Source organism: Actinomadura rugatobispora, assembly GCF_055379765.1.
The window spans coordinates 7,667,796-7,682,174 of record NZ_AP029191.1 but is presented as its reverse complement, the minus strand read 5'-3'; the positions used below and the strand labels follow the sequence as shown (position 1 = coordinate 7,682,174).

Sequence of the window (14,379 nt, the reverse complement as noted above, 5' to 3'; positions counted from 1 at the left end):
GGAAGTCGTGCCCATGACCACCTCCGCGACACCGTCCGACTCCGGATCCAGGGCGACCGGCCCGGCGTCCCACCGCCGCCGCTGGCTCTGCCTGGCCGTGATGAGCCTGGGCGTCTCGCTGATCGTCGTGGACGCCACCATCGTCGGCGTCCTGATGCCCCAGATCGTCTCCGGGCTGGGCCTGACCACCTCGGACGCCGAATGGGTGACCTCGGTGTACGCGCTGGTGTTCGCGGCCCTGCTGATCCCGGCCGGGCGGGCCGGCGACCTGTTCGGGCGGCGCCGCGCGTTCGTCGCCGGGGTCGCGATCTTCGCGGGGGCGAGCGTCCTGGCGGCGCTGGCGGGGGACGGGTCGGCGCTGATCGGGGCCCGCGCCCTGCAGGGCGTGGGCGCCGCGATGATGCTGCCCGCCACGCTGTCCACGGTGAACGCGCTGTTCACCGGACGGGAGCGGGCCGTCGCGTTCGGCATCTGGGGGTCGCTGATCGCGGGCATGGCCGCGCTGGGCCCGCTGCTCGGCGGCGCGGTGGCGAGCACGGCCGGCTGGCGCTGGGCGTTCGGCGTCAACCTGCCGCTCGGCCTGGCATTGCTCGGCGGCGCGCTCGCCCTCATGCCCGAGACACGCTCCCCGCGCCCCGCCGAGGCGGGCCGGGCGGCCACCGGGAGCGGGCGGCGGCGCGCGCTGCGCAACACCGTGCGCGAGATCGACTGGCCCGGCGGGGCGCTGTCGGCGCTCGGGCTCGGCGCCGTGGTCTGCGGCCTGATCGAGGGCCAGACCTACGGCTGGTGGACGGCGACCCGCCCGTTCGCGATGGGGCCGTTCACCTGGCCGCCGAACGGGCTGTCGCCGGTGCCGGTGGTGCTCGGGCTCGGCGCCGTGCTGCTCGCCGCGCTGGTCGTCGTGGAACGTGCCCGCGCCGCGGCCGGGCGGCCCGTCATGCTCGACCTCGCCCTGTTCCGGATCCCCAACTTCCGGCACGGCAACCTCGCCTCCGCCCTGATCAACGTGGGCGAGCTGGGGCTGGTGTTCGTCCTGCCGCTGTTCCTGCTCGGCGTGCACGGGACCGCCCCGCTGCAGATCAGCGTGGCGCTGCTGCCGCTGGCCGCGGGGGCGTTCCTGTCCGGCGGGGGCGCGGGCAGGCTGGCCCACCGGCACGGCGCGCACCGCGTCGTCCAGTTCGGCATCGCGCTGGAGGTGGCGGCCGTGGCCGCGCTGGCGCTGACGCTGACCGCCACCACCACCGGGTTCGGCCTGGCCCCGTGGATGCTGCTGTACGGCGTCGGCCTGGGCCTGACCTCCGCCCAGCTCACCAACGTCTCGCTCGCCGACGTCCCGCCCGGGCAGGCCGGGCAGGCGTCCGGCACCCAGTCGACGGCGCGGCAGGTCGGCGCCGCGCTGGGCATCGCGCTGATCGGGACGGTCTTCGCCACCGGGCTCGGCCACGCGATGGCCGAGCGGCTGCGCGGCACGGACCTGCCCGCCGCCCGGCAGGCCGCCCTCACCCGGGAACTGCGCGAGAGCGCCGGAACCCATGCCCGCGAGCTGCACGAGGCCGCCGAGCGCGCGGCCGCCGCGGGCGGAGCCTCGGGGGCGTCCCCGCGGATCGAGGCGGCGATCGCCGCGGCCGCCGACGCGAGCCTGGCCGAGGCCACGCGCCGCGCCGCCCTCGCCACGGCCGCCATCCTGGCCCTGGGCCTGGTCCTTTCGCTTCGCCTGCGCCCCGTCTCCCCCTCCCGCGCGGGGCTGGATTCGCGCCGGGCCGCTGATCCGGGACAATTGGCGGGCTAGTCCCCTGTCGCCCCACGAGAACCAACGGTAACCAGTGGCCACGCTCTCCCAATGGGTCGCCGGATCACGGCCCCGCACCCTTCCCGCCTCCCTCGTCCCCGTCATCGTCGGCACGGGCGTCGCGATCGGGGAGGGCGGGGCGGTGTGGTGGCGCGCGCTCCTCGCCGCCTTCGTCGCCCTGGCGCTGCAGGTCGGCGTCAACTACTCCAACGACTACAGCGACGGCGTCAAGGGCACCGACGAGGAACGCGTCGGCCCGCTCCGCCTGGTCGGCTCCAAGGTCGCCAAGCCGGGGCAGGTGCTGGCCGCCGCCCTCGGCTGCTTCCTCGCCGCCGCCGTCGCCGGGCTCGTCCTGGCCGCCGTGACCACCTGGTGGCTGCTCCTGGTCGGCGCGCTGGCGATCCTGGCCGCCTGGTTCTACACCGGCGGCAAGACCCCCTACGGCTACCGCGCGCTCGGCGAGGTGTCGGTCTTCGTCTTCTTCGGCCTGGTAGCCGTGGTCGGCACGGTGTACGTGCAGGTCGAGGGGATCCCGTGGGAGGCGTGGGCGGCCGCCGTGCCGGTCGGGCTGCTGGCCTGCGGGCTGCTGGTCGCCAACAACCTGCGCGACATCCCCACCGACGAGGTCACCGGCAAGCGCACCCTGGCCGTCGTCCTCGGCGACCGCTGGACCCGGATCCTGTACGCGGCGTGCGCGGCCCTGCCCTACCCGATCGTGCTGGCCGTCGCGGCACCGCACCCGTGGGCGCTGCTGGCCCTGCTGTCGGCCCCGCTGTCGGTGCCCCCGACGCAGACGGTGCTGAGGGGCGCCACCGGACCGGAGCTCATCCCCGTGCTCGGCGGCACCGGCCGCCTCCAGCTCGCCTTCGGCGCCCTGCTGGCCATCGGCCTGGCCCTCTGACCCCGGCGCCCCGCCGAGGGCCCGGCGGGGACCGGGGACCGGTCAGGAGCGGGGGACGACGGCCCAGTCGATCTCGGGCTGGCCGGCGTCCGCCAGGGCCTTGTTGACGGCGCTGAACGGGCGCGTGCCGAAGAACTTCTTGGCGCTCAGCGGGCTCGGGTGCGCCGACTCGTGCACCACGTGCTGCTCGCCGGTGATCAGCTTGGCCTTCTTGCGGGCATAGGCCCCCCAGAGCACGAACACCACCCGCTCGCGCTTGTCGTTCAGCGCGCGGATGGCGGCGTCGGTGAAGTCCTCCCAGCCCTTGCCCGCGTGCGACCCGGCCTCGCTCGCCCGCACCGTCAGCACCGCGTTCAGCATCAGCACGCCCTGGTCGGCCCAGCAGGTGAGGTCGCCGGTCTTGGCCACCGGCACCTCCAGGTCGCTCGCCAGCTCCTTGTACATGTTGCGCAGCGAGGGCGGTGGCTTCACCCCGTCGCGGACGCTGAAGCTCAACCCGTGCGCCTGGCCCGGCCCGTGGTAGGGGTCCTGGCCGAGAATGAGCACGCGCGCCCGGTCGTAGGGGCAGTGCCGGAACGCGTTGAAGAGGTCCTCCCGCGGCGGGAAGACCGTCTGCTCCTCGTACTCCTGGGCGACGAACGAGCCGAGCGCCGCGACGCCCAGCGGGTCGACGAGCGGATCGAGCCGCTCCCGCCAGTCGGCGGGCAGAAGTTCCATGAGGTCGAGGGACACGGGGGGCCTCCGGGGACGATGAGTTCGGCTACCGGAACCCTAGCGGCGGCCACTGACACGCTCGCGCCGAATCACCGGAGCAGAACCGTCCCGACCCTAAGATCTGGACATATGCCGGACTCCCCCCTGCGGCGGCGTGCCGCCGCATGCGCCGTGCTGTCCCTCCTCGTCGCCGGCTCGGTCGCGGCCGGCTGCCGCGGCGCCTCCGACGGCGCGACGCTCACCGTGCTGGCGGCCTCGTCCACGCAGGAGGCGCTGCAGGAACTCGGGCTCGCCTACACGCAGGAGCACCGCGGCGTCCAGGTCAGATTCCTCTTCGGCGGCTCCCAGGAGATGGCCCAACGGCTCTCGGAGCCCAAGAACGGCGACGTGCTGGTGACGGCGGACGAGAAGACCATGAACAAGGCCGACGACCACCTCACCGGCCGCCGCCGCATCATCGCGCACAACTCGATGACGATCGCGGTCGGCCCGGGCAACCCGCGCCGCGTCCGGGGACTGCGCGACCTGGGCAGGCCCGGGCTGCGGGTCGCGATCGCGGCGGCGACCAACCCGGCCGGGGCGTACGCGCGGCAGATCTTCGCGGGCGCGGGCATCACCGTGCGGCCCTCCTCGGAGGAGATCAGCGTGCGCGCCGTCCTGGACCGGGTCCGCACCGGCCAGGCCGACGCCGGGCTCGTCTACATCACCGATCTGCGGGCGGCGGGAGTGGCCGCGAGCAGCGTGCCGATCGCCGCGCTGGAGAACGTCACCGCCACCTACCTGGCGGCGGCGGTCGACGACAGCGGCCACGGGAAGGAGGCGGCGTCGTTCGTCGCCTGGCTGACCACCCCCGCCGCCCGCAGGCTCTTCAACAAGTACGGCTTCGTCACCCCCCAGCCCTGAGCGGGCCGGATCAGGGCCTGGGCAGGCCGATCGGGTTGGGAAACGGGACGTCCCCGGAGGCGGCCACGGCGCGAGCGACCGGCTCCAGCAGCGCGAACAGCTCCTCCGGCTCGTCCAGCACGCGGTAGGGCGGTGCGGCGAGCGCGTCGGTGCGCTCCTCGATCCGCCGCCGGAACACGCGCCCCTCCTCGGTGGCCGTGCCGTCGGCGTTCAGCAGCCCACGCCCGGCGAGCGCGGCGACGGCCGCCCGCAGCCGCTCCGCCGACCATCCGCGGGTCACGGTGAGCTTGTCGATGGAGTCGCCGGCCACGGCCAGGGACAGCACGCTCGCCTCCGGGCCGTCCAGACCCTCCGCCGTGAGGAGCATCAGGTGGCCCTCCCCGCGGTGCTCCCGCAGCACGGTCGTGGCCAGCCAGAGCGCCGCGACGTCGTCGTCCGGCACGGGCAGGTCACGGTTCGCACAGAACAGCGGGCGCCCCGGCGCATCGGCCGCCTCCGCCACACGGCGGAGCAGCGGGACGGCCTTGGGCGCGATCTCGTCCACGATGGGGGCGTGCCTGCGCAGGGCCGCGGCCGCGGCCGCCTCGCGCGAACGCAGGATGTCCTCGGGAGAGGCGTACGACCACGCGTCCGGGACGGCCCGGCGGACCCGTTCCGGCTCGAACACGTAGAACGTCGCGTCCACCACACCGGCCGACGCCGCCCCCATGGGAGCCGCGCGGCCCCCGAAGTACCCCATCCAGAAGCCCTTCAGGCCCACGTCCTTGTGCGCCTGGAGGCACTCGGCCGAGAAGTAGGTGACCACGTGCACCGGCTCGATGACCGTCCAGAGCGTCCGCGCGTACGAATCGTCCATGCGGGGCATTCTGCCGCAGAGCGTCGATCACAGCTCCGCGGACGGGAGCTCACCGGTCTCGCACAGGCGCACGCAGTCGTCGTGGGCCTTCAGGACGTCCAGGACGGCCGGATGCGGATCGGCGTACACCGTCCGGTAGTCGGATTCCCCCAGCGCCGGATCGGGCGTGAACGCGAGCCTGTCCTCCTCGGCGGAGAACTCCACGTCGATGCCGGGCTTGTTGCCGCGCGGGTCGAGCCGCACCCACCGGTCGTCGATCAGCGCCGCGGCCAGCCCGTGCAGGACGAAGCCCTCGCCCGCGCGCAGCCGCTGGTAGCAGAACCCCGCCTGGATGCCGCCCGCGCGCAGCAGCGCCACGAACGCGTGCGCCTTGGCGTAGCACAGACCCGTGCCCTCCCGCAGCACGTCCGACGCCCGCCAGGTGACGCGCCGGTCGCCCGCGTCCACCGAATGCGTGATCCGGTCACGGACCAGCTCGAACGCCGCCCGCGCGTACGCGATGTCGTCACCGGTGCGCAACTCCGACGCCGTCGCCTGCACCAGCTCGTGCTCCAGGTCGACCGCCTCGCTCTCGCCGAGGTAGTCCCACGGCTCGGCGGCGAACTCCAGCGGCGTCACAGTCCCAGCAGCGACTCGACGCCGACCGTGAGCCGGTCGGGCAGCCCGGCGACCCTCCGCACGCCCAGCAGCACGCCCGGCATGAACGACTCGCGGTTCATCGAGTCGTGCCGGATGGTGAACACCTCGCCGTGCCCGCCCAGCAGCACCTCCTGGTGGGCGATCAGGCCGGACAGCCGGACGGCGTGGACCCGCACCCCGTCCACGTCGGTGCCCCGCGCGCCGTCCAGCTCCGTGGTGGTGGCGTCCGGGGAACGCGGCACCCCGGCCTCGGCGCGCGCCGCCGCGATCAGCTCGGCGGTGCGGTACGCGGTGCCCGACGGCGCGTCCACCTTCTGCGGGTGGTGCAGCTCGACGACCTCGACCGACTCGAAGAACGGCGCCGCCTTCTCCGCGAAGTGCATCATCAGCACCGCGCCGATGCCGAAGTTGGGCGCGATCAGCACGTTGCCGCCGGCGGCCCCGGCCTGCCACCCGCGCACCGCGTCCAGCCGGGCGGGATCGAACCCGCTGGTGCCCACGACGGCGTGCAGCCCGTGCTCGACACACCAGCGGAGGTTGTCCATGACCACGCCGGGATGGGTGAAGTCGACCACGACTCCGGCGCCGGTGAGGGCGTCCCGCGGGTCGCCCTGGTCGACGGCGGCGACCAGCTCCATGTCGTCGGCGGCCTCCACGGCCCGGCACACCTCGGCGCCCATCCGGCCGCGCGCGCCCAGCACCCCAACCTTGATCACACGTTCCTCCCGATCCGGCGTCCGGGCAGCTTATCGCGCTGCGGGACGACCGCCCGACGGCGCTTCTGTCAGAGCGTAACGCTACTGTTGCCCTGAGTGAGATCAAGGAGGTGAAACGTGGAAACGCCCCGCTCGCCCGCCCTGGTGATCCTGGTCGGCTCGGCCGCCGCCGTGGTCATCATGGCCGGGCTGAAAGCGGCCTCCTCGATCGTCGGCCCGGTCTTCCTGGCGCTGGTCCTGGTGATCGCGGTCAACCCGCTGCGCGCCTGGCTCGACCGGCGCGGCGCCCCCTTCTGGGTCTGCGTCTCCGTGCCCCTCGCCACCGTGATCGCGCTGCTGCTGGCACTGGGCGCCGCACTGGCCGTCTCCGTCGCCCAGCTCGCCGCCCTGCTGCCCGCCTACACCGACCAGTTCAACGAGCTCCTCGCCTCCGCCACCCGCGCCCTCGCCCGGTACGGCGTCGACCACCACAAGCTCGGCCAGGCCGTCTCCCGGCTCGACCCCGGCCAGCTGTTCACCTTCGTCGAGGGCTTCCTGGCCGGGCTGCTCAGCGCCTCGTCCGCGCTCCTGCTGATCGTGCTGATGCTGTTCGGCATGTGCATCGACGCCACCGGCACCGTCCGCCAGCTGGAGCGCCTGGCCACCAGCCACCCGGCCCTGGTCGGCGCGCTGCGCGGCTTCGCCCGCGACACCGGCCGCTACCTGATCGTCAGCACCGTCTTCGGCGCCGTCGTGGCCGTGCTCGACACCGTGGTCCTGTACCTGTTCGCGGTCCCGCTGCCGCTGCTGTGGGGGCTGCTGGCCTTCCTCACCAACTACATCCCCAACATCGGCTTCGTCGTCGGCCTCGTCCCGCCCGCCGTGCTCGGCCTGCTCACCGGCGGCCTCGGCACCATGATCTGGATCATCGTCGCGTACAGCGTCATCAACTTCGTGCTGCAGTCGCTCGTCCAGCCCAAGTTCTTCGGCACCGCCGTCGGCCTCTCCTTCACCCTGGTGTCCATCTCCCTGATCCTGTGGTCGTGGGTCCTGGGCCCCCTGGGCGCCATCCTCGCCGTCCCCCTCACCACCCTGGCCCGCGCCCTCCTGATCGACCTGGACCCCCGCAAGCGCTGGCTGGACGGCCTACTGACCTCCGCCCTCGACAAGCCCCCCAAACGCCAAAAACACACCCCCAAAGAGGCCACCGAGCCATGACCCGACACCGCGAAACATCACCCGAACGCCGAGCGGCCCGAGCCCCGGAGTCCAGCCCCCGTAGGCGACGACCAGGGAGCGAAGTCGCGGTCTCCGAACGGCGATGACCGTCAGGGCCGGGACGCCGCGAGGCCCCGGAACGCCAAGGCCCTTGGAACCAAGAAAGCCGGGAGCCCGCAACGCCAAGTCCCCAGGCCCTGGAGAGGCCGGGAAGCCCGAGAAGACCGGGAATCTCAGAACGCCGAGCCCCCAGGCTCCGGGGACACCGGGAAGCCCGAGGAGGCCCGGAATCCCGCAACGCCGAGCCCCCGGGCTCCGGGGAGGCCGGGAAGCCCGGGCCTCCGGGAGGCCAGCCTCCGGGAGGGAGAGGCACCGAAGGCCAGTCCTCCGAAGCAGGGGGTCCCGGGAGGCCGGGCCCCGGGAGGGAGGGTCAGAGGGTGAAGTCGCGGTCTCCGAAGGGGCCGATGACCGTCAGGGCCTGGGGCGCCGCCAGGACGCTCTGGGCGACGGCACGGATGTCGTCGGGGGTCACGGCCTCGATGCGGCCCAGGACCTCCTCGATCGGGAGGTACGACTCGTACACCAGCTCGCTCTTGCCGATGCGGCTCATCCGCGACCCGCTGTCCTCCAGGCCCAGCACCATCGCGCCGCGCAGCTGGCCCTTGCCGCGGTCCAGCTCCTCGCCCTCGATGCCCTGGTCGGCGATGCGGGCGATCTCGTCCCGGCAGATCGACAGCACCTCGTCGACCTTGCCCGGCTGGCAGCCCGCATAGACGCCGAAGACGCCCGTGTCGGCGTACTGGGAGGTGTAGCTGTAGACCGAGTAGGCCAGCCCCCGCTTCTCGCGGATCTCCTGGAACAGCCGGGAGGACATGCCCCCGCCCAGGGCCGCGTTGAGGACGCCCAGGGCGAACCGGCGTTCATCGGTGCGGGAGACGCCGACACCGCCCAGGATCACGTGCGCCTGCTCGGTGTCCTTGTCCAGGACCCGCACGGACGGCGCCGCGGGCACCGGGTCCCCGTCGATCCGCGGCGCGGCGGGGACGTCGTCGCCGCCGAGCCGGTCCTCGAACGCCCGGGTCACCAGCCGGACCACCTCGTCGTGGTCGATGTTGCCGGCGACCGCCACGACCAGGTTCTGGGGGACGTAGTGCCGCGTGTAGTACCCGTGGATCCGGTCGCGGGTCAGCGCGTTGATCGACTCGACCGTGCCGAGGATGGGCCGTCCCAGCGGCGCGTCCCCGTACAGCGCGATGGAGAACTCGTCGTGGATCAGGTCGCCGGGGTCGTCGTCGCGCATGTGGATCTCTTCGAGGATCACGCCGCGCTCGGCCTCGACGTCCTCGGGGCGGTTGACCGACGAGGCCACCATGTCCGACACCACGTCCGCGGCCAGCGGCAGGTCGTCGTCCAGCACCCGCGCGTAGTAGCAGGTGTACTCCTTGGCGGTGAAGGCGTTGAGGTCGCCGCCGACCGCGTCGATCGCCGCGGAGATCTCCAGCGCGGACCGCCGCCGGGTGCCCTTGAACAGCACGTGCTCCAGGTAGTGGCTGGCCCCCGCGTCCGCCGGGGACTCGTCCCGGGAGCCGATCCCCGCCCAGATCCCGAACGCGGCCGACCGCACGGTCGGCATCGACTCGGTGATCACCCGGAGCCCGCCGGGGAGCACGGTGCGCCGCACCGCTCCGGCACCGGCCTCGCCGGGGTGGACGGTCTGTGTGGTCCCGGGCTCCTGCACCCTGGCCGGCAGCGTCACTGGTGACCTCTCCATCATCGAACGAACAGAACGCGAAACGAACGACGAGCCGGTCTCACGGCCACCTTCGCCTGCGTTCCCAGGTTGCCAGACCCACCGCGAATCTCGCGCCCGGAGACCCCAGCCGCTCCCCTGCCGGGCGCACCGGCCCACATCCCGAGTCAGGCACACTCGGCCCACACCCCAAGTCGGGCAACGTCTGCCTGCGCACCAAGTCATAGGCACCCGAGCCGCCGTATCCGCCCGGACCCGAGCCGGGCACAGCCGGTTCACCCGGCTCGGGGCATCGCCGTGTGGTGAGTCAGGCGGGCTCCGGGACGTCCAGGCGGGGCGGATTCTCGGTCGGGGTGTACGAATGCGGCCGACCGGCCTGCCCCGTGGGGCAGGCCGGTCGGCCGGTCGTCGGTCTTGCTCAGGAGTTGCGCTGGGTGGCGTCGTCGCCGGTGCGGCGGGTGCGGCGGCGGCGCGGAGCGCGGCGCTCGCCGGACTCGCCCTCGCCGTCGCCCTCGTCGGCCGGCGCGGCGCCGTCGCCGCCGTCCTCCTTGGCGGCGGCCTCGCGCTCCACCACCTCGACCGGGACCAGCGAGAGCTTGCCGCGCTGGTCGATCTCGGTGACCTCGACCTGGATCTTCTCGCCGACCGAGATGACGTCGTCCACGTTCTCGATCCGGGCGCCGCCGTGCAGCTTGCGGATCTGCGAGACGTGCAGCAGGCCGTCCTTGCCGGGCAGCAGCGACACGAACGCGCCGAACGTGGTGGTCTTGACGACGGTGCCCAGGTAGCGCTCGCCGACCTCGGGCATGTGCGGGTTGGCGATCGCGTTGATCGCCTGCCGCGCGGCCTCGGCGGACGGGCCGTCGGTGGCGCCGACGTAGATGGTGCCGTCGTCCTCGATGGTGATGTCGGCGCCGGTGTCGTCCTGGATCGAGTTGATCATCTTGCCCTTGGGGCCGATGACCTCGCCGATCTTGTCGACCGGGACCTTGATGGTGATGATCCGCGGCGCGAACTCGCTCATCTCGGCCGGAGCCTCGATCGCCTCGGCCATCACGTCCAGGATCGCCAGCCGGGCGCCCTTGGCCTGCTTCAGCGCGGCGGCCAGCACCGAGGCGGGGATGCCGTCGAGCTTGGTGTCCAGCTGCAGCGCGGTGATCAGGTCGCGGGTGCCGGCGACCTTGAAGTCCATGTCGCCGAAGGCGTCCTCGGCGCCGAGGATGTCGGTCAGCGTGGCGTACTCGCCGCCCTCGTGGATCAGGCCCATCGCGATGCCCGCCACCATCTGCTTGAGCGGCACGCCCGCGTCCAGCAGCGACATGGTGGACGCGCAGACCGAGCCCATCGACGTGGAGCCGTTGGAGCTCAGCGCCTCCGACACCTGCCGGATCGCGTACGGGAACTCCTCGCGGGTCGGGAGCACCGGGATCAGCGCCCGCTCGGCCAGCGCGCCGTGCCCGATCTCGCGGCGCTTGGGCGAGCCGACCCGGCCGGTCTCACCGGTGGAGTACGGCGGGAAGTTGTAGTTGTGCATGTAGCGCTTGGTGCGCTCGGGGTTGAGCGTGTCGATCATCTGCTCCATCCGGAGCATGTTCAGCGTGGTGATGCCCATGATCTGGGTCTCGCCCCGCTCGAACAGCGCCGACCCGTGCACCCGCGGCACCACGTGCGCCTCGGCGGTCAGCTGCCGGATGTCCTTGACGCCGCGGCCGTCGATCCGCAGCCCGTCGCGGATGACGCGCTCGCGCACCAGCTTCTTGGTCACCGCGCGGAACGCCGCGGAGACCTCCTTCTCCCGGCCCTCGAAGTCGGCGGCCAGCTTCTCGGCGGCGGCCGCCTTGATCTCGTCCAGCCGGGACTCGCGCTCCTGCTTGCCCGCGATCGTCAGCGCCTCGGCCAGCTCGGCCGAGACGGTGGCGGTCACGGCCTCCAGGACCTCGTCGGTGTACTCGGGGAACAGCGGGTACTCGGCGGTCGGCTTGGCCGCGACGGCGGCCAGTTCGCTCTGCGCCTTGCACAGCGCCTGGATGAACGGCTTGGCGGCCTCCAGGCCCTGCGCGACCGTCTCCTCGGTCGGGGCCACGGCGCCGTCGCCGACCAGGCGGATGGTGTCGCGGGTGGACTCGGCCTCCACCATCATGATCGCGACATCGCCGTCCTCGAGCACCCGGCCCGCGACGACCATGTCGAAGGTGGCCCGCTCGAGCTCGGGGTGGGTCGGGAAGCCGATCCACTGGCCGTCGATCAGCGCCACCCGGACGCCGCCGATCGGGCCGGAGAACGGCAGCCCGGCCAGCTGGGTGGACATCGACGCGGCGTTGATCGCCACGACGTCGTACAGGTGGTCGGGGTGCAGCGCCAGGATCGTCTCGACGACCTGGATCTCGTTGCGCAGCCCCTTGGTGAACGACGGGCGCAGCGGCCGGTCGATCAGCCGGCAGGTGAGGATCGCGTCCTCGGACGGCCGGCCCTCGCGGCGGAAGAACGAGCCGGGGATGCGGCCGGCCGCGTACATCCGCTCCTCGACGTCCACGGTGAGCGGGAAGAAGTCCAGGTTGTCCTTGGGCTTCTTGGACGCGGTGGTGGCCGACAGCACCATCGTCTCGTCGTCGAGGTAGGCGACGGCGGACCCGGCGGCCTGGCGGGCCAGCCGGCCGGTCTCGAACCGGATGGTCCGGGTGCCGAAGGCACCGTTGTCGATCACTGCTTCGGTGCTCTGCGCACCGTCGATGCGCACGGCATCTGACACGGGGAAACCTCCTCAGGTTTCGGTCGTCTCCCCGCGGTCTTCTCCCGTGGCTTCGCGCAGTGCCGGTCTTCGATCGAAGCGCCCGGATCGGCCCCCCGCCGGGGCGGGACGGGATCCGGAGGCCACTACCGAGGACCGGCCGCACCAGGGCGGTGTCCGCGGGGCTTGCTTGTCCAGTTGTACGGGCGGCGGCCGGTCGGCGCCTCCCGGTGACCGGTCACGGCCTCCGACCGCGGTGGATCGGAACCGGTGACCGATGGCCCGTCGCCGATGCGGACGGCCGTCTCGGGGCCGTGAATCGGGCCCGGGGCCGTACCGGCGCTCCGGCGGTGCTCCTTGCGGTCACGCATTCCCGTGAACCGGCGTTTCTACGCCCTCCGCCGCGCGGAACCGCGCCGGGGCCGCCGTGCACGACGGCTTCCCGGCCGCCCGCGGCGGTGGGTCTCTTCAGACCCTACGGCCGATGGGGCCGTCACGGCCAGTGCCGCCGCGCCCTCGGAGCCGACTTCCCGGGCCGGGGACGCGATGCGTCCCGGCTCGGACGGGCTGGGACGCGGCGCCGCGACGGGCGTTCCGGGCCGATACAGGAAGGGAGCGGCACCGGGCCGCTCCCTTGTCACGCTATCGCCGCAGGCCGAGCCGCTCGATCAGCTGCCGGTAGCGGTTGATGTCCTTGTTGCTCAGGTACTTCAGGAGCTGGCGACGACGGCCGACCAGCAGCAGCAGACCGCGGCGGCTGTGGTGGTCGTGCTTGTGCTCCTTGAGGTGCTCGGTCAGGTCGTTGATCCGCCGGGTCAGCAGCGCGACCTGGACCTCCGGGGATCCGGTGTCACCCTCAGTGGTCGCGTACTCGGCGATGATCTTGTTCTTGGTGGCGGTGTCGAGCGACACGTGGCTCCTTCGATGGAATCGTCACCCGCAGATCGGGCCTGGTCGGCGCGTCGGTCCGCATGGTGCGTGGGAAGATCGTGGCGGGCCGCATGAGGGTGCAGCTCACCGCGCCGGGACCTTTCCCGGCGACTCTTCACCGTACCATGCCCGGCGCACGACCCGTCCGCGCCGACGAACCCGCCCTGATCAGGGCGTTCGCCGCCTTTCGCCAGGCCGGGGCCGCGGTCAGGCGGAGGTGATCTCGCGGGCCCGGTCCACGTCGCGGTGCATCTCCTCGATCAGCGCGTCGATCGAGTCGAATTTGAGCGTGTCCCGGATCCTGGCCTGGAAGTCGACCGCCATGTGCTCGCCGTACAGGTCGAGGTCGTCGCGGTCCAGCGCGTACGCCTCCACCGTCCGCTCCTCCCCCTCGAAGGTGGGGTTGGTGCCGATGGAGATCGCGGCGGGCCAGTGGAAGCCCGGGTAGCGGTCGGAGTCGCAGACCAGCCAGCCCGCGTACACCCCGTCGGCCGGGATCGCGGTGTGCGGCATCGTCTCCAGGTTGGCGGTGGGGAAGCCGAGCGCCCTGCCCCGCTGGTGCCCGCGCACCACCACGCCCTCCACCCGGTGGGGACGGCCCAGCGCGCCGGCGGCGTCCTCGACCGCGCCGGCCTCCAGCCGCTCGCGGATGTAGGTGGAGGAGATCGTGTCGCCGTTGGCCACCAGCGGCATGCCCGCCACGGTGAAGTCGTACTTGTCGCCCAGCTCGGTCAGCAGCGGCACGTCGCCCTTGGCCCGGTGGCCGAACCGGAAGTCCTCCCCGACGATCACGTGCGCCGCGTGCAGCCGCTCCACCAGGACCGACTGGACGAACTCGTCCGGCGGCACCTTCGACAGCTCCAGCGTGAACGGGACCACCGCGACCGCCTCGGTGCCGAGGCCCTCCAGCAGCCCGATCCGGCGGCGGGTCGTGGTCAGCAGGGGCGGGTGGGTACCGGGCCTGACCACCTCGTCCGGATGCGGGTCGAAGGTGATCACCACCGACCGCAGGCCGCGCTCGCGGGCCAGCTCGGCGGCGGCGCGGACGATCCGCTGATGACCGCGGTGCACGCCGTCGAACACGCCGATCGTGACGACCGACCTGCCCCAGTCGGCGGGTACCTCCTCGAGGCCGTGCCAGCGCCGCACCATGCTCTCCCTGCGTTGACCTGCCTGCCGGCCTGTGCCGGTCTGCCGTCGCCCGAAGGCCTTGCTGTCGACTTAAAGAGTGCCATGCGGCCGGAAGAGAGATGACC

12 protein-coding genes are annotated in these 14,379 nt (G+C 72.8%); 4 read left to right on the top strand and 8 right to left on the bottom strand.

All coding sequences use genetic code 11. The features are described from left to right. The first annotated feature begins 13 nt into the window (after nt 1–13). A complete protein-coding gene (locus tag ACZ466_RS34440) occupies nt 14–1,789 on the top strand; it encodes an MFS transporter (protein WP_378290588.1) in 1,776 nt (591 codons plus the stop codon). Between the two features lie 34 nt (nt 1,790–1,823). Then, nucleotides 1,824–2,690: a 1,4-dihydroxy-2-naphthoate polyprenyltransferase gene (locus tag ACZ466_RS34435; protein ID WP_378290557.1), complete on the top strand. Its 867-nt coding sequence runs from the start codon at nt 1,824–1,826 to the stop codon at nt 2,688–2,690. 42 nt (nt 2,691–2,732) lie between these two features. On the opposite strand, the gene ACZ466_RS34430 is transcribed toward ACZ466_RS34435, so the two are convergent. Further along, entirely contained in the window at nt 2,733–3,422 is a 690-nt protein-coding gene (locus ACZ466_RS34430; protein ID WP_464041794.1) for a uracil-DNA glycosylase, read from the bottom strand. Between the two features lie 111 nt (nt 3,423–3,533). On the opposite strand from ACZ466_RS34430, the gene modA reads away from it, so the two are divergent. Beyond that, the gene (modA, locus tag ACZ466_RS34425) at nt 3,534–4,307 is read left to right on the top strand and encodes a molybdate ABC transporter substrate-binding protein (protein WP_378290555.1); all 774 of its coding nucleotides are present in this window, start codon (nt 3,534–3,536) and stop codon (nt 4,305–4,307) included. 10 nt (nt 4,308–4,317) lie between these two features. On the opposite strand, the gene ACZ466_RS34420 is transcribed toward modA, so the two are convergent. Genes ACZ466_RS34420 through dapB form a run of 3 tightly spaced genes read right to left on the bottom strand, consistent with a single transcriptional unit; the run spans nt 4,318 to nt 6,518 of the window. After that, complete coding sequence (locus tag ACZ466_RS34420; RefSeq protein WP_378290553.1) at nt 4,318–5,163, bottom strand: SCO6745 family protein; 846 nt, start codon at nt 5,161–5,163, stop codon at nt 4,318–4,320. Between the two features lie 27 nt (nt 5,164–5,190). Next, the gene (locus ACZ466_RS34415) at nt 5,191–5,781 is read right to left on the bottom strand and encodes a transglutaminase-like domain-containing protein (RefSeq protein ID WP_378290551.1); all 591 of its coding nucleotides are present in this window, start codon (nt 5,779–5,781) and stop codon (nt 5,191–5,193) included. Next, nucleotides 5,778–6,518, bottom strand: a complete 741-nt coding sequence (gene dapB / locus ACZ466_RS34410) for a 4-hydroxy-tetrahydrodipicolinate reductase (RefSeq protein WP_378290549.1) — start codon at nt 6,516–6,518, stop codon at nt 5,778–5,780. Before dapB ends, ACZ466_RS34415 begins: the two co-directional genes overlap by 4 nt. Nucleotides 6,519–6,635: 117 nt before the next feature. Between dapB and ACZ466_RS34405 the strand changes: the two genes are divergently transcribed. Then, a complete protein-coding gene (locus tag ACZ466_RS34405; RefSeq protein WP_378290547.1) occupies nt 6,636–7,715 on the top strand; it encodes an AI-2E family transporter in 1,080 nt (359 codons plus the stop codon). Between the two features lie 430 nt (nt 7,716–8,145). On the opposite strand, the gene ACZ466_RS34400 is transcribed toward ACZ466_RS34405, so the two are convergent. The 4 genes from ACZ466_RS34400 to ACZ466_RS34385 form a co-directional block, all read right to left on the bottom strand. Beyond that, complete coding sequence (locus ACZ466_RS34400; protein WP_378290545.1) at nt 8,146–9,471, bottom strand: M16 family metallopeptidase; 1,326 nt, start codon at nt 9,469–9,471, stop codon at nt 8,146–8,148. A 412-nt stretch (nt 9,472–9,883) separates the two neighbouring features. Then, nucleotides 9,884–12,196 (bottom strand): polyribonucleotide nucleotidyltransferase, encoded by a 2,313-nt coding sequence (locus ACZ466_RS34395; protein ID WP_378290583.1) that lies wholly within the window; start codon nt 12,194–12,196, stop codon nt 9,884–9,886. Nucleotides 12,197–12,835: 639 nt separating this feature from the next. After that, nucleotides 12,836–13,105, bottom strand: coding sequence for a 30S ribosomal protein S15 (rpsO, locus tag ACZ466_RS34390; RefSeq protein ID WP_344598213.1), 270 nt, complete (start codon nt 13,103–13,105; stop codon nt 12,836–12,838). A gap of 225 nt (nt 13,106–13,330) precedes the next feature. Next, nucleotides 13,331–14,272: a bifunctional riboflavin kinase/FAD synthetase gene (locus ACZ466_RS34385; RefSeq protein WP_378290581.1), complete on the bottom strand. Its 942-nt coding sequence runs from the start codon at nt 14,270–14,272 to the stop codon at nt 13,331–13,333. Nucleotides 14,273–14,379: the final 107 nt, after the last annotated feature.